Annotated in this window: 20 protein-coding genes; 9 read left to right on the plus strand and 11 right to left on the minus strand. The window is 67.9% G+C overall.

The window, feature by feature from the left end:
- From E1261_RS31530 to E1261_RS31540, 3 genes are all read right to left on the minus strand, one after another.
- The coding region (locus E1261_RS31530; protein ID WP_132413007.1) for an NADH-quinone oxidoreductase subunit C at positions 1-505 on the minus strand (505 nt) is incomplete at its 3' end.
- A complete protein-coding gene (locus E1261_RS31535) occupies positions 502-1,062 on the minus strand; it encodes an NADH-quinone oxidoreductase subunit B (protein ID WP_132413009.1) in 561 nt (186 codons plus the stop codon). The genes E1261_RS31535 and E1261_RS31530, both read right to left, overlap by 4 nt.
- 4 nt (positions 1,063-1,066) lie before the next feature.
- On the minus strand, positions 1,067-1,945 hold the full coding sequence (locus E1261_RS31540; protein ID WP_132413011.1) for an alpha/beta fold hydrolase: 879 nt from the start codon (positions 1,943-1,945) through the stop codon (positions 1,067-1,069).
- A 64-nt stretch (positions 1,946-2,009) separates the two neighbouring features.
- On the opposite strand from E1261_RS31540, the gene E1261_RS31545 reads away from it, so the two are divergent.
- The 6 genes from E1261_RS31545 to E1261_RS46945 all read left to right on the plus strand — a co-directional run bounded on the left by E1261_RS31545 (position 2,010) and on the right by E1261_RS46945 (position 7,843).
- On the plus strand, positions 2,010-3,458 hold the full coding sequence (locus E1261_RS31545) for a purine-cytosine permease family protein (protein WP_132413013.1): 1,449 nt from the start codon (positions 2,010-2,012) through the stop codon (positions 3,456-3,458).
- Positions 3,458-4,150: a GntR family transcriptional regulator gene (locus tag E1261_RS31550; RefSeq protein ID WP_132413015.1), complete on the plus strand. Its 693-nt coding sequence runs from the start codon at positions 3,458-3,460 to the stop codon at positions 4,148-4,150. Before E1261_RS31545 ends, E1261_RS31550 begins: the two co-directional genes overlap by 1 nt.
- A gap of 59 nt (positions 4,151-4,209) precedes the next feature.
- Entirely contained in the window at positions 4,210-4,368 is a 159-nt protein-coding gene (locus E1261_RS45510; protein ID WP_165952716.1) for a hypothetical protein, read from the plus strand.
- Between the two features lie 142 nt (positions 4,369-4,510).
- Complete coding sequence (locus E1261_RS46940; protein WP_272948621.1) at positions 4,511-4,639, plus strand: hypothetical protein; 129 nt, start codon at positions 4,511-4,513, stop codon at positions 4,637-4,639.
- A gap of 13 nt (positions 4,640-4,652) precedes the next feature.
- Positions 4,653-4,811, plus strand: a complete 159-nt coding sequence (locus E1261_RS45515; protein ID WP_165952717.1) for a hypothetical protein — start codon at positions 4,653-4,655, stop codon at positions 4,809-4,811.
- Between the two features lie 113 nt (positions 4,812-4,924).
- On the plus strand, positions 4,925-7,843 hold the full coding sequence (locus E1261_RS46945) for a helix-turn-helix transcriptional regulator (RefSeq protein WP_132413017.1): 2,919 nt from the start codon (positions 4,925-4,927) through the stop codon (positions 7,841-7,843).
- A 205-nt stretch (positions 7,844-8,048) separates the two neighbouring features.
- On the opposite strand, the gene E1261_RS31560 is transcribed toward E1261_RS46945, so the two are convergent.
- From E1261_RS31560 to E1261_RS31575, 4 genes are all read right to left on the minus strand, one after another.
- Positions 8,049-8,246: a hypothetical protein gene (locus E1261_RS31560; protein ID WP_132413019.1), complete on the minus strand. Its 198-nt coding sequence runs from the start codon at positions 8,244-8,246 to the stop codon at positions 8,049-8,051.
- 243 nt (positions 8,247-8,489) lie between these two features.
- Entirely contained in the window at positions 8,490-9,509 is a 1,020-nt protein-coding gene (locus tag E1261_RS31565; RefSeq protein WP_202875184.1) for a dipeptidase, read from the minus strand.
- Positions 9,500-9,856, minus strand: a complete 357-nt coding sequence (locus E1261_RS46090; protein WP_132413023.1) for an NADH-quinone oxidoreductase subunit A — start codon at positions 9,854-9,856, stop codon at positions 9,500-9,502. The genes E1261_RS31565 and E1261_RS46090 overlap by 10 nt, the downstream gene beginning before the upstream one ends.
- Positions 9,857-9,866: 10 nt before the next feature.
- A complete protein-coding gene (locus E1261_RS31575) occupies positions 9,867-10,706 on the minus strand; it encodes a hypothetical protein (protein WP_132413025.1) in 840 nt (279 codons plus the stop codon).
- A gap of 230 nt (positions 10,707-10,936) precedes the next feature.
- Between E1261_RS31575 and E1261_RS31580 the strand changes: the two genes are divergently transcribed.
- The 3 genes from E1261_RS31580 to E1261_RS31590 all read left to right on the plus strand — a co-directional run bounded on the left by E1261_RS31580 (position 10,937) and on the right by E1261_RS31590 (position 14,805).
- Positions 10,937-12,892, plus strand: coding sequence for a 2-oxoacid:acceptor oxidoreductase subunit alpha (locus tag E1261_RS31580; RefSeq protein ID WP_238176551.1), 1,956 nt, complete (start codon positions 10,937-10,939; stop codon positions 12,890-12,892).
- Positions 12,889-13,971 (plus strand): 2-oxoacid:ferredoxin oxidoreductase subunit beta, encoded by a 1,083-nt coding sequence (locus E1261_RS31585; RefSeq protein WP_132413027.1) that lies wholly within the window; start codon positions 12,889-12,891, stop codon positions 13,969-13,971. The genes E1261_RS31580 and E1261_RS31585 overlap by 4 nt, the downstream gene beginning before the upstream one ends.
- A gap of 249 nt (positions 13,972-14,220) precedes the next feature.
- Positions 14,221-14,805 (plus strand): hypothetical protein, encoded by a 585-nt coding sequence (locus tag E1261_RS31590; protein WP_202875186.1) that lies wholly within the window; start codon positions 14,221-14,223, stop codon positions 14,803-14,805.
- A gap of 183 nt (positions 14,806-14,988) precedes the next feature.
- Here E1261_RS31590 and E1261_RS45520 read toward each other — a convergent pair whose 3' ends face one another.
- From E1261_RS45520 to E1261_RS31605, 4 genes are all read right to left on the minus strand, one after another.
- Positions 14,989-15,165 carry a hypothetical protein gene (locus E1261_RS45520; protein ID WP_165952718.1) on the minus strand — a complete coding sequence of 59 codons (177 nt, stop codon included), beginning with the start codon at positions 15,163-15,165 and terminating at the stop codon, positions 14,989-14,991.
- Positions 15,162-15,926 (minus strand): HAD family hydrolase, encoded by a 765-nt coding sequence (locus E1261_RS31595; RefSeq protein WP_132413029.1) that lies wholly within the window; start codon positions 15,924-15,926, stop codon positions 15,162-15,164. Before E1261_RS31595 ends, E1261_RS45520 begins: the two co-directional genes overlap by 4 nt.
- Complete coding sequence (locus E1261_RS31600) at positions 15,923-17,074, minus strand: alpha-hydroxy-acid oxidizing protein (protein WP_132413031.1); 1,152 nt, start codon at positions 17,072-17,074, stop codon at positions 15,923-15,925. The genes E1261_RS31595 and E1261_RS31600 overlap by 4 nt, the downstream gene beginning before the upstream one ends.
- Positions 17,075-17,231: 157 nt before the next feature.
- Positions 17,232-17,714: a hypothetical protein gene (locus E1261_RS31605; protein WP_132413032.1), complete on the minus strand. Its 483-nt coding sequence runs from the start codon at positions 17,712-17,714 to the stop codon at positions 17,232-17,234.
- Between the last annotated feature and the right edge of the window lie 154 nt (positions 17,715-17,868).

Consider the following 17,868-nt stretch of genomic DNA (forward strand, 5'->3'; position numbering starts at 1 on the left):
GGGCGCCGGCGGGGGCGTGGTCGGACTCGCCGGGTTCTTTGGCGCCGGGCCAGGGTTTGGCGACCCGGGCAGCGAGGATGAACTCCTTGCGGAGCGGGTTGCCTTCGAAGCCGTCGGGGAGCAGGAGCGGAACGAGGTTCGGGTGACCGTCGAAGGTGATGCCGAACATCTCGTGGGTCTCGCGCTCGTGCCAGTTCGCGCCGGCGTACAGGTCGGAGAGGGTGGCGAGCTGCGGGTTGTCGCGTGGGATCAGCGTGCGGACGAGGACGTGGTCGACGTGCGCACCGCCCCAGAAGTCGGCCAGGTGCGTCACGATCCGGAAGCCGTCGGTCAGCTCGTCGGAGGCGGACAGGAAGTCGAAGAAGGTGAACCCGACTCCGTCCCGCAGCACCTCGTGCGCGGCGACCCAGGCAGCAGCCGGTACGTCGATCGTCGCGGGACCGAAGCTGTCCGCGGCCACTGCCTCGATGCCGGCGGCGGTGAGCGCGTCCAACGCATCGCTCATTGCGGCGGCACCAGGTCGCGGGTGAGCGCGGCGGCGGACGGTTCGTCGTACCGGTCGGCGAGCTTCTCGCCGGCGATCTTCTCCTGCAGTTTGAGGATGCCCTGCAGCAGCGCCTCCGGCCGCGGCGGGCAGCCGGGCACGTAGACGTCGACCGGGATGATCTGGTCGACGCCCTTGGTCACGCAGTACGAGTCCCAGTACGGGCCGCCGGAGTTCGAGCAGGAGCCGAACGAGATCACGTACTTCGGCTCCGGCATCTGGTCGTAGAGCCGCTTGATGGCCGGCGCCATCTTGTCGGTGACCGTGCCGGACACGACCATCAGGTCCGCCTGCCGCGGGCCCGGCGCGAACGGAATGACGCCGAGCCGGATGAAGTCGTGCCGTCCCATCGACGCCGCGATGAACTCGATCGCGCAGCAGGCCAGGCCGAAGTTGAACACCCACAGGGAGTACTTCCGGCCCCAGTTCAGCAGGTACCGGACCGGGGTGGGCGCGAGCTTGGCCAGCGCACCCACGGCGGGGCGCACGGCCGGTAGCGGCAGGTCGGTCTGGGACATGAGCTCAGCCTAGTCCCGCGATCTCCTCGGCGAGGATTTCCGGGTACTCCAGCGGCGCGTAGTGTCCGACGCCGTCGACGGTCCGCAGCCTGACGTCGCTGAAGAAGTCGTCGAGCCGGTCCGACCACGCCCGCGGGAACAGCGGGTCGAACTCCGGCCACAGCACGACCGTCGGCACATTGATCCGCTCGTACGACGCGGGCGCCGTCTCGGCTGCGGACATCGCGACCGCTCCGGAGCCACCGCGGTACCAGTTCAGCGAGGCGGTGAACGCGCCCGGGACCGAGTACACCTCGACGAGGTGCTCGAGGTCGGGCACGAATCCCGGCCCGGACCAGTGCTGCCAGAAGTGGTTCAGGTACGACCGGACCGCGTCCGGCTTGCCGTCGATCAGCTCCTCGATGAGGGGCAGCCGGTGGAACGACTGATACCAGAACTCCCGCTGCGCCTGCTCGGAGAAGAACCGCTTCCCGATCCCCGGCAACGGCGGTGCAACAACCAACCCGTCAATCAGTTCCGGCCGACTACGAGCAATCGCCTGCGCAACCCGACTCCCCACGTCGTATCCCGCGAGCACCGGCCGATCCAGCCCCAACTCCTCGATCAGCCCGATCACACTCCGCGCCTGCCCGGCCGCGCCGTACTCCGCCGGATCGACAGCAGCCGGTGAGTCCAGACGCGTGGGATCGATGGCGGCCACATAAGACGCACCGAAACCACGCAGATCCGGTACGACGACCTCGCACCCACGCTCGACCAGCATCGGCGCGAGCACCCGGTAGTCGGTGCGGTCGCCCGGCCAGCCGTGCAGCAACACCACCGCCGGCCCTTCGCCGGACCGGTCGTACTCGAGCTCGAATCCGTCCACCGCTGCGCTTCGCATACGCCTCATTCTCGACTACCTTGATTGAACAGGACTGAACAGGTTCATTCTCTAGGAGATGCCGATGTCCGAGCAGGTGGAGTCCCGCAGCTTCTCCGTCGAGAGCAATGGGCTGAACGTGATTGCCGATGCGGACCGAAAGGGGCGGCCGAGTCAGCTGTTCTGGCCGTGGTTCGGGGCGAACGTGTCGGTCCTCGGCCTCAGCTACGGCGCGTTCGCGCTCGACTTCGGCATCTCGTTCTGGCAGGCGGTTGTGGCCGGCGCGGTCGGGATCGTGTTCTCGTTCCTGCTCTGCGGTCTGATCTCACTGGCCGGCAAACGTGGTTCAGCTCCGACGATGGTGCTCAGCCGCGCGGCCTTCGGGGTGCGCGGCAACAAACTGCCGTCGCTCGTCTCCTGGCTGCTGACCGTCGGCTGGGAGACCGTGCTGACGATCCTCGCGACCCTCGCCACGGCGACCGTGTTCGAGCGCCTCGGCTGGGGCGGCGGCACCGTGACGAAGATCGTCGCGCTCCTGGTCGTCGGCGTACTGATCGTCGTCTGCGGTGTCCTCGGCTTCGACCTGATCATGCGCGCACAGACGATCATCACCGTGGTCACCGGCGTACTGACCGTCGTCTACATCGCCCTGGTCGCAGACAAGATCCACTGGAGCACCGTCTCCGCGCTGCCCAGCGGTTCGACCCAGGAAGTGATCGGCGCACTCGTCTTCCTGATGACCGGCTTCGGCCTCGGCTGGGTGAACGCGGCCGCCGACTACTCGCGCTACCTGCCACGCCGATCGTCGAGCCGCGGCGTGGTCGGCTGGACGACGTTCGGCGGTTCGATCGCGCCGCTCGTACTGATCTTCTTCGGTCTCCTCCTGGCCGGTTCCTCCGCAGACCTCAGTACGGCGATCGCCGCGGATCCAATCGGTGCCCTGGCTGCCGCATTGCCGACCTGGTTCCTCGTCCCGTTCGTGATCGTCGCCGTACTCGGCCTGGTCGGCGGCGCCGTCCTCGACATCTACTCGTCCGGCCTGGCCCTGCTGTCGATCGGCCTGCCGGCCCCGCGCTGGGTCGCCGCGCTGATCGACGGTGTCGTGATGATCGCCGGCACGATCTACGTGGTGTTCTTCGGCGGCGAGTTCCTCGGCCAGTTCCAGGGCTTCCTGATCACGCTCGGCGTCCCGATCGCGGCCTGGTGCGGGATCATGCTGGCCGATATCGCGACCCGCCGCCGCGACTACGCCGAAGGCGATCTCTACGACCCGATCGGCCGGTACGGCGACATCCGCTGGGTGCCCGTACTGACCATGCTCGTTGCCACCGGCATCGGTTGGGGCCTGGTCACCAACACGTTCGCCTCCTGGCTGAGCTGGCAGGGCTATCTGCTCCAGCCGTTCGGCCTCGGCCTCAAGGACGAAGCCTGGGCCTACGCCAACCTCGGCGTCCTGGTCGCCCTGGTCCTCGGCTTCGTCGTCCAGCTCGTCACCGGTAACCGCGCAGTCCGCCACCAGGAGGCCATTGCGTAATGCCGGAGGGCCTCAAGCACGAGCGCGTCGCCGCCGTGCTCGCCCGGGAGATCAAAGCCGGGCTGGTACGGCGTGGGGCCCGCCTGCCCGGTGAGGTCGAACTGGCGCGCCGCTTCGGGGTCAGCCGCAACACCGTCCGCGCGGCGCTGGCCCAGCTCACCGAAGACGGCCTGATCAGCACCCGCATCGGCAAAGGCTCGTTCGTGGTCTTCGACGGCCGCCCCCTCGACGGCCGCCTCGGCTGGACCCACGCCCCCACCAACCGCGACCTCGAAGTCGAACTCCGCACCATCCGCATCGCCCACGAACACACATCACACCGGCACGACCGCACTGAAAAACTGATAGTGATCGAACGATTGCAAGTAGCCGGCAATAAGCCGATCGCCTGGGAGCGCAGCTGGATTCCGGCGCTGGACGGCCTGCGTGAGCTGCCGAAACGCGGTCTCGTGAGTGACTCGATCGCCCTCACCCTGACGCGCGCCGGACTCCACCCGGACCATTGCCAGCAACGGCTCCGCGGCCGAGCGCTCGACGCAGACGAGGCCAAGCTGCTGAAACGCCGTACCGGCTCCTGGTTCCTGCATACCGAACGCACCAGCTGGACCGCCGACGACCGCTTCGCCGAGTACGCAGAGTGCTTGCTCGACCCCTCTTACTTCGAGCTCAGCCTGGACTACGGAACCTCCTGAGCCCGGCATAGGGAGTTGTGCCGATGTGGCTCTCCCCCTCAGGCGAGCACTGTCTGGGTATGTCCTTCTACACGCCAGAAATGGTCCGGGCCGAGGTCCAGTACCGCCAGGAGAAGCTGCGGCGCTCGTATCAGCGCCCGCTCTGGTTCCAGCGCAAGCCGAAGACGCAGCGGCCCGAGCCGTGCGCCCCCGAACTCCGCGCCCACCCCGTCATGTGAACACCTCCTAGGTGCCGGTTCCGGCTCCCTAGGACCCCCTAGGGAGCCGGGATAGGGAGGAGTTCCGATGTGCGGAGCTACCTCAGAAGAACAGAGTTACTGATGTCGGCACCGAGCCGGCAGAACAACCAAGGAGAACCCCATGTACACGAACGAATCGGTCAAGGCCGAGGTCGCCTACCGCCAGGAGCGCCTCGCCCGTGACTTCCGGCAGCACCGGAGCACCGGAGCCCGCCGGGCCCTCACCCACCTGTTCGGCCGGAAAGCCTGAAGGGAGGTACACCATGTTCATCACACCGCAGACGATCAAGGCAGAGACTGCCTACCGCCAGGAGCGCACCAAGCGTGAGTTCCGCAAGCTGAGCCGCCGGACCCGCCCGGAGCAGGCCGCCAAGCCCGCCCCGCGGCACGCCCGCCGCCGTTCCTTCACCACGGCCGCATGAGCGCGAAGATCGCCGTCCCTGACCCGATAGTCCAGGTCAGGGACGGCGTTTTTGTTGCCGGTGGCGCTCATCGGACGGGATGCCGTCGATTTGTGTCGGCTCCAGGGGCGAAGATGGACACCGTGCCCTGGACCTCGACACCTCTCGTCGGCCGCTCGACCGAGATGGCTGCCCTCCTCAGTGCCGTCGACGACGCCAAAACGCGTCGCGCCGGTGCAGTTCTGCTGTCCGGTGACGCGGGCGTCGGCAAGACCCGCCTGCTGGACGAGGTGGCGACCGGCGCCCACGAGCGCGGCTTCGGCGTACTGGTCGGGCACTGCACCGACTTCGGCGACGCCGGCCTGCCGTATCTGCCGTTCTCGGAGATCTTCGGCCGGCTGGCCGGTGACCGGCCGGATCTGGTCGAGAGCGTGCTCACGAACTTCCCGGCGATCGGCCGGCTGCTGCCGACCCACCGCCTGATCGGCGCCCAGCCCGTTCCGCAGGACGGCCCGCTGGATCGCGCCGCCCTGTTCGACGCGGTCCTCGGTGCCTTCACCGCGTTGTCGACCAGCGAGCCGCTGCTGGTGATCGTCGAGGACGCGCACTGGGCCGACGACTCCACCCGGGACCTGATCGGTTTCCTGATCACCCGACTGACCGCGCAGCGCCTCACCCTCGTGGTCTCGTACCGCAGCGACGACCTGCACCGGCGGCACCCGCTCCGCCGCCCGATCGCCGAGTGGTCGCGCAACCCGCGTGTCCGCCGGGTCAACCTGCTGCCGCTGGACGCCACCGAGTCGCGCTCACTGCTCGATTCCCTGCTGGCCGAGCCCCTCCCGGAGAGCGACGTACGGCGGATCCTCGATCGGGCCGGCGGCAATGCGTTCTTCACCGAGGAGCTGGTCGCGGCGTCGTCGATGGGCGACAGCGCCGCCGTACCGCCTGATCTGGCCGACCTGCTCCTGGTTCGGCTCGACCCGTTGTCCGACGAGGCTCGCCAGGTCGCGCGGGTGATCGCGGTGGCCGGCCGCCGGGTTCCGCACACGCTGCTGACCACGGTCGCCGGGCTGCCGGACAGCCAGCTGGACATCGCGCTGCGCGAGCTCATCGACGCGCACATCATCGACGTACCGGGCAATGCCAGCTACTACTTCCGCCACGCGCTGCTGGCCGAGGCCGTGTACGACGATCTGCTGCCAGGCGAGCGAGTTCGCCAGCACGCGGCGTATGTGCAGGCGCTGAAGGATCAAACCGTTGCTGGTACGGCGGCTGAGCTGGCTGGGCATGCGACTCGCTCACACGATCTGGCGACTGCATTCGAGGCGCGGGTCCGAGCCGGGCAGGAGGCGATCTCGGTCGCCGCGCCGCAGGAGGCGCTGAAGCACTACGAGCTGGCGCTGGAGCTGTTCCCGAACGCGGCCGAGGACAACACGATCGACAAGACCTGGCTGATCGCCGACACCGCGATGGCGGCCACGTTGTCGTCGCAGCACCTGCGGGCGCTCAAGCTGCTCCGCAAGGCGCTCGCCGATCTGCCGGCCGACGCGCCCAAGATCCAGCGGGCCCAGTTGCTGCTGCCGCTGGCCGATATCGCCTTGGTCATCGATCAGGACCAAGAGGCGAACGAGGCGGCCACGCAGGCGCTCAAGCTGGTCGCCGACGAGCCGTCGACCGTCTTCAAGGCACAGATCGCCACGCTGTACGCGCGGGTCTCGGCCGGTCTCGGCCGGTCCATGGAGGCCGAGCGCTGGGCGCACAAAGCGCTCGAGATCGCTCGCGAGGCCGGCGAGGAATCGGCCGCTGGTGACGCCGGGATCACGCTGGCCCAGCTTCGACGCCGGGCCGGTGATCCGGCGACCGCGGCGCGGCAGATGGAAGAAGCCGCGGTGCGGGCCGAGCTGGCCGGCGACGCAGCGGCCGAGGTGCGCAGCCGGTTCCTGCTCGGCTCGATCCAGTACGAGGAGGGCGATCTGCAGGCCGCCAAGGCAACCTTCGCCACCACCTGCCGGCGAGCTACCGAGCTGGGCCGGCAGTGGGCGGCGTACGGGTTCGATGCCCGGCGGATGCTGGCGTTGACGCAGTTCACCCTGGGCGAGTGGGACGCGGCGACGGAGACCACCCGGGTCGACTCCGGTACGCCGGCAGCGTCGGCAGCTGCTTTGCGGGGTATCGAGTTCAACATTCGGGGCGGCCGTGGGGACACCGCGGTCGCCGAAGAGATGGAGACGCTGCGGAAGTGGTGGGAGCTGGACCTGCTGCTGCCGATCAACGGGCTCCAGCCGGCCGTCGACGCGTACCGGCAGCTCGATCGGCCGGCCGACGCGGAGAAGCTGATCGCGGACATCACGGCCCTGTCCCAGGACATCTATCAGACCGAGTTGTTCACCGGGCGGATCCGGTTCTCCGCCATCGGCCTCCAGGTGCTCTGCCACCGCGCGGTCGGTGAGCCGTCCGCGGCGAAGGAGTTGGTCGCCCGCGGTGCGGAGCTGGTCGCGGGCGGTCAGATGACGGCTGAGAAGGGCTTGCCGCCCGGGCGGTTGCTGGGCGTCGAAGGGCTCGCCTGGTTGTCGCGCCTCGAGGCTGAGTGGGAGCGGTTGCGGTGGCTGGCCGGGATCGATCCGCCTTCACCCGAGGAGCACGTGGCCGTGTGGCGGCGGACCACGGAAGCCTTCGGGTACGGGTATGTCCACGAGCAGGCGTGGTCGCGGGCACGGTTGTCCGACGCACTTCGGGCGGCCGGCAAGGTCTCCGAAGCGAACGAGCAGGCGCTCCTGGCGGCCGAGACAGCGCGGGCGCTGGGCGCCAAGCCACTACTCGCCGAGCTCGGCGGCACCGATGGCCCGGGTCTTGGCGGTGGTTCGCTGACTGCCCGCGAGACCGAGGTGCTGAAGCTGCTGGCCGAGGGCAGGACCAACCGGCAGCTCGCCCGCGAGCTGTACATCAGCGAGAAGACAGTCAGCGTGCACGTGTCGAACATCCTCGGCAAGCTGGGCGTCCGATCGAGGACCGAAGCCGCCGCGGTCGCCCGGCGAGATGGCTTGCTGGATTAAGCGCATGACTCACGACGCTCTGTTGCCTTCAACAAGCGTGTGACCCAGCACGGATGGTTGCTCCATCGAACGACTGACCCACGACACAGAGTGCACCGCCCACGATCGGCGCTGTGCGTGCCACCGATCATGAGCGGTGCTGGGCGGGACCCGGTGTGGGGACCGGGCGCTCCCTACCTCGGCGGCCGAGCCGCCTCACAGCTTGTCAGCCGTGCTTTCGATGCCGGCCCGTCTCGGGTGTAACCCGTCCGGTACGGCGGTGTGCGAGCTCGTCGGCATGCGCCGGGCGCTCGACCTGGGTGATGTCGTCGAAGACGTGCTGGGCGTGCCGCATCCGGGTCGCGGCGAACAGGAGAACAGCGGCCGCGACGAGGCCGATCGCCACCCACAGTTGCCAAATCATCGCCTCACCACTTTCGACCTGCGTGGTACCCCGGCGTAATCACGATAACCGCGAATCGACCTGTTGGCGACAGTCCGGACGCAATGCGTGATGAACACGGCGATCACGCTCACAATTGTTGCCTAGTGCAATTACAAAGGGTGATAAAGCAACCATTTCAACCCTTGCCGGAGGTGACGATCTGTCACCTTCCATGAACCGAGACTCCTCGTACCATGAATACGCAGAGCGACGAGAAACGGTTCAGGCGACGGTGGAGAGCAAGCCGGTCAGGTTCGCGCCGAGGACCTTGCGCAGGGTCGCTTCGGGCATTCCGCGGCGCTGAAGTGCGTCCGTGATCAGCGGCATTCCAGCCGGTCCTTCGAGGCCTGGTACATACACGCTGGCGTCGAGGCCCTGGATGATCAGCGGCTTGTCGCAGGCCGGGATCTTCTCGTCGATCACCTCGGCGACGAAGTCGCTGCCGAAGCCGGCATGATCGGCGCCGGCCACGTCGACGACGTACTCGAGATGGTCGGCCAGGTGCTCGATGGTCGGCTTCTCCGCAGTGGTGAGGAAGCCGGCGAAGAAGTTGACGCAGATCACGCCGCCAGTCGCCGCGATCGCGCGCAACTGCTCGTCGGTCAGATTGCGGTGGTGCTCGCGGAGCGCGAAGGCACTGGAGTGCGAGGCAACGATCGGTTTCCGGGCCAGCTCGAGGATGTGCTCGACCCCGCGCCGGCCGACGTGCGACACATCGATCAGTACGCCGAGCTCCTCCAGCAAGCCGACCGCTTCGACCCCGGCGTGGGTCAGCCGGCCACCAGTCGCGTCCTCGCCCGAACCGTCACCAAGGGCACTACGGCCGAAGTGGGTGAACGACACCATCCGGACCCCGAGGCGCTGCAGCGTCTGGAAGAGCTCCAGGTCGTTGTCGATCTGCGGGCAGCCCTCGAGGGCCAGCACGAGCGCGATCTTCCCGGCGGAGTTCGCGGCCGCGATGTCACCAGGCGCCGTACAGAGTGCGACCTCGTCCGCATTGCCTTCGGCGATCCGGTGCGCGGCCTCGATCATCCGCAGCGTCTCCCGCAACGCGCCCTCGGGCCGGAACTCGTCGTCGATGAAGACCGGCAGCACCTGGACGTCGACCCCGCCGGCCCGCAACTGCGGGATCCACCGCTCCCGGAAGTACGACGACCAGACCGCCTTCGGCCGACGTGCGACCAGCATCAGCAGGTCGTTGTGCGCGTCCGCCACGATCGCATCGCGGTGAATCACGTCCACCGGAGCACGCCCTTGCGGTAGGCGTAGAGCAGTCCGACGGCGACGAACGCGAGGAAGACGAACATCTCGATCAGCGTGGCGACGCCGAGCTGCGCGAACACGGTCGCCCATGGGAACAGGTAGACCGCGTCGACGGCGAAGATCACGTACAGGTAGGCGAACAGGTAGTACCGGATGTGGACCTGCGCCCAGCCTTCGCCGACCGGGTCGACACCGGACTCGTAAGTCGTGAGCTTGCCCTCGGTCGGGTAGGTGACGGTCAGCGCCTTGTTCAGCGCGAACGCCCCGATCAGCCCGAGCAGACCGAGTACGACGATCGCTGCGACAACGCCATAGCTCTCCGACACAGAGCTGAGTTTAGTTCGTGCAGAGCAGGTAGGAGTCGACGGAGATGTAGGGGCCGTAGCCGGACTTGACGTCGGTGGCCTGCAGGCGGAGCCGGGTGACGCCGTCGATCTTGGCCGCGAAGTTGCCCTCGGACTCCTGCAACTGCCGGATCGAGGCGATCGCCTTCGCCCGCGCGCCGTTGTGGATCGAAAGCCGCGCGGTGCCGTCGGTCAGGTTACCGAGCCAGCTCTTGAAGTGCCGGCAGCCCGTCGAGTCGACCTCGCCCCAGACATACCCGCCCTTGTCGGCGAGCAGGTCGGCCTCCGAGCGCCGCGGTCCCTCGCTCGGCGGGATGACGGTGAACTGCGGGTTCGCCTTGCCGCCCGAGGCCAGCACGCCCCGCTTGAACAGTCCGCGCCAGACGAAGTGCTGGAAGGTGATCGGCTTCGAGGTGGAGGCGGCGTACGGCGCCTGGGCGTACACGTTCAGGCGGTAGTCGCGCACCGAGCCGGGCTGGGTGACCTTGATCGTCACGCCGGTCCCGACCGGGAAACCGTGACCGATCTCCTGCCATTTCTTCGTGGTCGGGATCCATTGGTGCAGGCGGATCCGGGTGCCCTTGGCCGGGGCCGGAGTCACCGTGCCGGTCACCGTGATCACCCCGGTGGTCGCGTTGGTCGTCTTGATCCCGGTGATCTTGAGCGCGCGAGCCGGTGCCGCGGCGGCCGCGGGCAGTACGGCGTCCGCCGTACCGTCGGAGCGGTCGGTTCCAGACAGGCTCAGTGCGCCGCTGGAGGGTGCCGCCGGCGCCGCGCAGGCGGTCAGGGCGAGCAGCAGACAGGCGAGGGCGACCACGGGACGACGGACCATGGAGACACCCTGCCCCCTGGTGCTCCACCTCCGCAACCGAGCGGCTGCTCAGCGTGATACCGCTGCGGCACAGGCCCCGAGCTTTGAACACCCCGTCCCAGGCTGTGGACCGGCGGGGCTTTCGCGTGGTTCCGTTCTAAGGGCGAACTAATATTGGGGTTACCGCCCTGCCCTGGGGGGACCGGTTGCCGCTCACAAGGCGGCGCGCCGGCCCAAGTGCCGACTTGGAGATGAACAGAACAGTGACCATCGAGGTCAAGCAGCTCGACCGCGTGGTGATCCGCTTCGCCGGCGACTCCGGCGACGGGATGCAGCTCACGGGGGACAGGTTCACAGCGGAAACGGCATCGTTCGGCAATGATCTGTCGACGTTGCCCAACTTCCCCGCCGAGATCCGGGCACCAGCCGGGACTCTGCCGGGAGTGTCGTCGTTCCAGCTCCACTTCGCCGATCACGACATCCTGACGCCGGGCGACGCGCCCGACGTCCTGATCGCGATGAACCCGGCCGCTCTCAAGGCGAACCTCAAGGATGTCCCGCGCGGCGCGACGGTGATCGTCGACACCGCGGACTTCACCGCCCGGAACCTGAAGCGGATCGGGTACGACGAGAACCCGCTGGAGAACGGCGAGCTCGAGGCGTATCACGTGGTCGCGCTGAATCTGACCGGCATGACGGTGGAGTCGGTCAAGGAGTTCGGGCTGTCCCGCAAGGACGCGTCCCGGGCCAAGAACATGTACGCGCTCGGTCTCGTCTCCTGGCTGTTCCAGCGGCCGGTCGAGTCGACGATCAAATTCCTGGAAACGAAATTCGCCTCCAAGCCCGACATCCGGGACGCGAACATCGCGGCCTTCCGGGCGGGCTACAACTTCGGTGAGACGGCCGAGGAGTTCTCGGTCCGCTACGAGGTGAAGCCGGCCGTGATGCCGACCGGCACCTACCGCAACATCTCCGGCAACCTGGCGCTGGCGTACGGCCTGGTGGCGGGCGCTCAGCGGGCGGGGCTGGCGATGGTGCTCGGCGCATATCCGATCACTCCGGCGTCCGACGTACTGCACGAGCTGTCCAAGCTCAAGCGGTTCAACGTGACGACGATCCAGGCGGAGGACGAGATCGCCGGTGTCGGCGCCGCTTTGGGCGCGTCCTTCGGCGGTGCGCTTGGGGTGACCACCTCATCCGGGCCTGGGATTTCGTTGAAGTCCGAGACGATCGGTCTCGGCGTGATGCTCGAGCTGCCGCTGGTCGTCTGCGACATCCAGCGCGCCGGCCCGTCGACCGGGATGCCGACCAAGACCGAGCAGGCGGATCTGCTGCAGGTGATGTTCGGGCGCAACGGCGAGGCGCCGCTGCCGGTGGTTGCGGCGCAGTCCCCCGCGGACTGTTTCGCGATCGCGGTCGAGGCGACGCGGATCGCGGTCACCTACCGGACACCGGTGATCGTGCTGTCCGACGGTTACCTGGCCAACGGTTCGGAGCCGTGGCAGATCCCGTCGGTCGACTCGCTGCCGACGATCGACCCCAACTTCACGGTCGAGCCGAATGCGACGGGCGCCGACGGCAAGCCGACGTACCTGCCGTATCTGCGCGATCCGGAGACGCTGGCGCGAGCCTGGGCGATCCCCGGTACGGCGGGCCTGGATCACCGGATCGGTGGTCTGGAGAAGGAGGACAAGACCGGCAACATCTCCTACGACCCGGCCAACCACGACCTGATGATCCGGACCCGGCAGGCCAAGATCGACGGTATCGCCCGGACCATCCCGCCGCTGCACGTCGACGACCCGGACGGTACGGCGAAGGTGCTGGTGCTCGGCTGGGGATCGACGTACGGGCCGATCGGCGCCGGTGTGCGGCGGGTGCGGACTGTCGGCGGGAAGATCGCGCAGGCGCATCTGCGGCATCTGAACCCGTTCCCTTCGAACCTCGGGGACGTGTTGCGCAGCTACGACAAGGTGCTGGTCCCGGAGATGAACCTGGGGCAGTTGGCGATGCTGCTGCGGGCGAAGTACCTGATCGATGTCGTCTCGTACGCGCAGGTCAGCGGGATGCCGCTCGGCGCGGCCGAGCTCGCAGGGGTGATCGGCAATCTGGTCGAGGAGACCGAGGGGATCGACGACGACGCCCGGCATTTGGGGACGGCTGCGGCGAAGCTGACGCATTGGGACCACCTGGAGGGTGCACGATGAGCACAGTCGATCTGGGACTGCCCGGCGGTCTGCAGAACGGTCTACACGGCGTGCCGGCTGCGGATGCACCGCAGACCCGCAAGGAGTACGTGTCGGACCAGGAGGTTCGCTGGTGTCCGGGGTGCGGCGACTACGCCGTACTGGCTGCTTTCCAGGGGTTCCTGCCGGAGCTCGGGATCAAGCGCGAGAACGTCGCGATGGTGTCCGGGATCGGCTGCTCGTCACGGTTCCCGTACTACCTGTCGACGTACGGCATGCACTCGATCCACGGGCGCGCGCCGGCGATCGCGACCGGTCTCGCGACGGCGCGGCCCGACCTGAGCGTCTGGGTGGTGACCGGTGACGGCGACGCGCTGTCGATCGGTGGCAACCACCTGATCCACACGCTGCGGCGGAACGTGAACCTGAAGATCCTGCTGTTCAACAACCGGATCTACGGGCTGACGAAGGGTCAGTACTCCCCCACCTCCGAGCCCGGCAAGGTGACGAAGTCGACCCCGATGGGTTCGGTGGACACCCCGTTCAACCCGGTCTCGCTGGCGCTGGGCGCCGAGGCGACGTTCGTGGCCCGCACGGTCGACTCCGACCGCAAGCACCTCACCTCGGTGCTGCGCGCAGCCGCCGAACACCGCGGCACGTCGTTCGTCGAGATCTACCAGAACTGCCCGATCTTCAACGACAACGCCTTCGACGCCTTCAAGAACCCCGAAACCCGCGACGACGCGATCATCCCGCTCGTCCACGGCTCCCCCATCCGCTTCGGCACCGACGGCCACCTCGGCGTGGTCCGCGACGGCTTCGCGTCCCTCGCCGTCCGCGAGGTCGCCGACCTCCCCGGCGGCGAGTCCGACCTGGTCGTCCACGACGCCCACACCGAAGACCCGGCCTACGCCTTCGCCCTCTCCCGCCTCACCGACGCCGGCGTCCTCCACCAGGCCCCCATCGGCATCTTCCGCCAGGTAGACCGCCCGGCGTACGACGACCTGGTCCGCCAGCAAATCACCACCGCCACCCAAGCCCAGGGCCCCGGCGACCTCCAGTCCCTCATCACCGGCACCGACACCTGGACCGTCAACTAACCCCGGGCGCCCCAAGGCCAGTCAGCCGGCTGCCGCCCCATCTCATGGGTTCCCCCATCAGCTTGTGGGTTCTCCACCCGCATGCGGGTGCAACACCCGCAACCTCATGGGTGAACCCACCAAATTCAGCCGGTGATTTTCTCCTCAGCGCCACGACGGAGCTGGTTACGGCGAGGGGCGCATCCGACCGTGGCCGGGCTGGTACGGCGGGGACGCAGGGGCGGGGGCATTGGAGGGACAATTCGGGGCATGGACGACGCGTTCAAGCTGATCCGGCAAGCCGTCGATCTGCTGCCCGCGGATGCGACGGCGGAGAACGGCCAGACGGTCGCGGACGTCCGCGAGGAGATCCGGATCACCGAGTGGGAGATGGCACTCGATCTGCTCATCGAGATCGGCGACGTCCACCCAGCGCCGATCGCGTTCTGGGAGCTACTCGCCGAGGCCTCCCGGCAGATGTACCTGGACGGCGACAGCCGTTGGTGCGCATGGCGAGCCTGGGAGGCTCAGCATGGCACCATCCGCGCGACGCTGACGTTGGAGGCCGCGGACGTCGGTCGGCGGAAGACCCCCTTCTCAGGCGACGGCCGACTCAGACCACTCTGGGACATCGGCGCCCGGACCGCAGACGGGCATCCCGACCTGCACGTCGCGCGGCTGTGGGTGGAATTCACCCCGACCCTCGGCCCCGGAGAGACAGCCTCCGTTCGCCTGGCACCCCTGCAGCCTGAAAACTGGCGACACCTGAAACTCGGTGACCTGATCACCATGAACGAAGCTCAACCCGTCGCAGGCCTCGCCGAAATCATCGAACTCCTGCCGGCCCGCGGCTAGGGGCGGACCGCCGGCCCATCACAACTGCACACCTCGCGGCGGCCCACCGCTCAGCCGCACTCGCAGTGCGCAATTGTGATGGCGTGGGGGTCCGGTCCGGACTTCCGCCACTGACCAACTGCCCTCGACGCGGCTCTGAGGCCCGTCCCCAGGCGGGGGCGCCAACGGCGCAGCGACGGTTAGTCAGTGCTGGGAGTCCGCGTGGGGGTCGATCGCGGGCTCGCCGTTGCTGGCTCGCTCGACGAGATCGCGACCGAATGCGGCCGCGGCAGGTCCTCGGAGGGCGGAGGGTGAGTCGGCGCGCAGTGTCATGTCGTGCTCGGCCCACTCCGCAGCCGAGTCGAAGTTGCTCTCGCTCATTTGTCCTCCTCGGTGGCGACCACCTCGTGGTCGATCAGCTCGCGGTCAGTTGGCCAGTCCTCGTCCGTGCGCGGAGAGAGGTCATCGGCGAGCTCGTCGTACTGCTGCCATACCCGAGGTAGGAGGTCGGTGAGGAGGTGGCCGGCGGGGCGGTTGAGGTGGCGGGCGGTTAGGCCGGCGGCTTGGGCTCCTAGGACGTCCAGGTCTAGGTTGTCGCCGATCATGAGGGTTTCGGCGGGGGTTACGCCTAGGTGGGCGCAGGTTCGGAGGTAGGACTGGGGGTCGGGTTTGCTGACGCCGAGGGACTCGGTGGTGCAGACGACGTCGACCAGGTCGGCCAGGCCGATCACCTCGAGCTTGGCGTTCTGCTGGACGGTGCTGCCGTTGGTGAGGATGCCGACGCGCCAATCGTTGCTGCGGGCAACTTCCAGCGCGGGGCGGGCGTCGGGGTAGGCCGACCAGTTCGCCTTGTACAGCTCGAGGTAGCCGGCGAAGAACTCGTCCTGTTCGGGCTCGGTCGCGGGGACCGGATAGTCGAGCAGGGGAAGGAATTCGTGCAGGCGGGCTCGGCGTTGGCCTTGGTGGGTGAGCTCGCCGGCGATCCAGCGGGGATACACGCGATCCTCGATCGCGAACCACTCAGCCAGCAACGCGTCCGACGGCGTACCGCCCAACTGAGGGATCCAGGCCTGTACGGCGGCCGCGGCAGAACCCGTATGGTCGAAGAGGGTGTTGTCGAGGTCGAAGATGACTGCTTTCACGCGCGCACTACCGAATCGCGGTTGAGTTCCCGGTGGTTCGCGTAACCGGACAACGCCAGCGTCAGATCGAGTTCGGCGAGGAAACAGCGCAGCACGTGTTCAACGCCGGCCTGACCAGCCAGCGCGAGACCGTACAGCAACGGCCTACCGAGCAGCACCGCCTTGGCACCCAAAGCGAGCGCCTTCGCCGCGTCCGCGCCCGTCCGTACGCCGGAATCGAACAGCACGGTCATCTGCTCACCGACCGCCTCCGCGATCGCGGGAAGCGCATCCAGAGCAGCGATCGCGCCGTCGACCTGGCGACCGCCGTGGTTCGACACCACGAGGCCTTCGAAACCATGCTCGGCAGCCAGCTTCGCGTCCTCCACCGCGGTGATGCCCTTCAGGACGATCGGGCCGTCCCAGTTGTCGCGCAGGAATCCGAGGTCGTCCCAGCTGAGCCCGACGTTCGGGAACATCTGCGCCCACTGCATCACCGCGGCGCCCGGGTCCTCCTCGATCGGCTTGGCGAGTTTGGACTGGAAGGCCGGGTCGCTGAAGTAGTTCGCGAGCCCCTCACCCTTCAGGAACGGGAGGAACCCGCGATCCAGGTCCGCCGGACGCCACCCGATCGTGCCGGTATCCAGGGTCACCACCAGTACGCCGTACCCGCTGGCCTTGGCGCGTTGCAGCAAGCTGAGGCAGACGTCGCGGTCAGTCGGGTAGTACAGCTGGTACCACTTGCTCTTCGCCTCGATCTGCTCGATCGCGTGACTGGCCTGGGTCGAGTGCGTGTACGTGATGCCGAGGGTGTCGGCGGCGCGCGACACGGCCAGCTCGCCCTCCGGGTGCGCGAGCGTCTGGACACCGATCGGTGCAACGAGCACCGGGGCGGGCATCGCCGTACCGAGGATCGTGCAACTCAGGTCGCGTTCGGTACTCCCGCGCAGCATCCGCGGCACCAACCGCCACCGGTCGAACGCGGCCAGGTTCGCCCGCGCGGTCGCCCCGTTCCCCGCGCTCGGCACGATGTAACCCATCGCCTCCGCGGACAGCGTCCCGGCGGCCTGTGACTCCAGCCGGGCCAGATCGGTCGTGATCTCCGGCCGGGTCCCTTGCAGCATTCCCTGCAGGTAGATCTGCAACTGAAAATCACCGAAGTTGGCCATGCCGGATGCTCCCACACCATGACATCGGTCAGGAATGGTCCCTGCGCTCCGTCTGCGTGGCTGTCGCGATCGTGGCGCTCGCGGTGTTCGTTGGCAACCGAACCAAGCGCGCCGGGGCGTGTGAACGGCTTGTCAGACTATTCGGACAGCGGGCCGCCTAGCGGCCCGTCCCCGGCGCGCGGACGTACGGGTTGTCCCGGCCGCCGCTGTACACACAGCGCAGGTTGCCGGCCGAGTTGGTGTAGACGCACACCGTCAGGCCTGCTCGCGCCACGGTCAAGCTGGTCCTGAGGGTGACAGTCCCGAAGTTCGTGCCGTCGCCGCCGCAGCCGTTGATGTCCGCCTTCGGGGAGTCCCAAGTCCTGCGGACTGCGTTCTCCTCCCACAGCGTCATGTAGGCCCGCACCGGGCGGCCGTCACCGGGACAGATGTCGCGCACCTTGAAGTTGCGAAAGACGACGGTCTTCTCCCCGACGAAGTCGAGAGTCGCACTGGCCTCCCCGCCACTGATGGAGGTCCAACTCGGGTAGCGCACGCGAACGGAGTCCGGTCCGTCGGCTGCCTGCGCAGGACTTGCGACCAACAGCCCGCCCAGCACCGCTACGACTCCTACCGCTGCCCGCAGAATGCTTGCCTTCATCGATATTCCTCCCACGAGATGTCCCCCGAGCAGGCTTGTGCCCGCCCCGCTGAATGCGTCCCGAACGGTAGGCGTTGTCGCTGACATCTCTCTGCCCGTACCGCACCCGTACCGCGCGGGAGGGTTGCTGACAATTTGGTGGGAGGTTTTTGGG

It is taken from the genome of Kribbella albertanoniae, from assembly GCF_004348455.1.
Classification (GTDB): domain Bacteria; phylum Actinomycetota; class Actinomycetes; order Propionibacteriales; family Kribbellaceae; genus Kribbella; species Kribbella albertanoniae.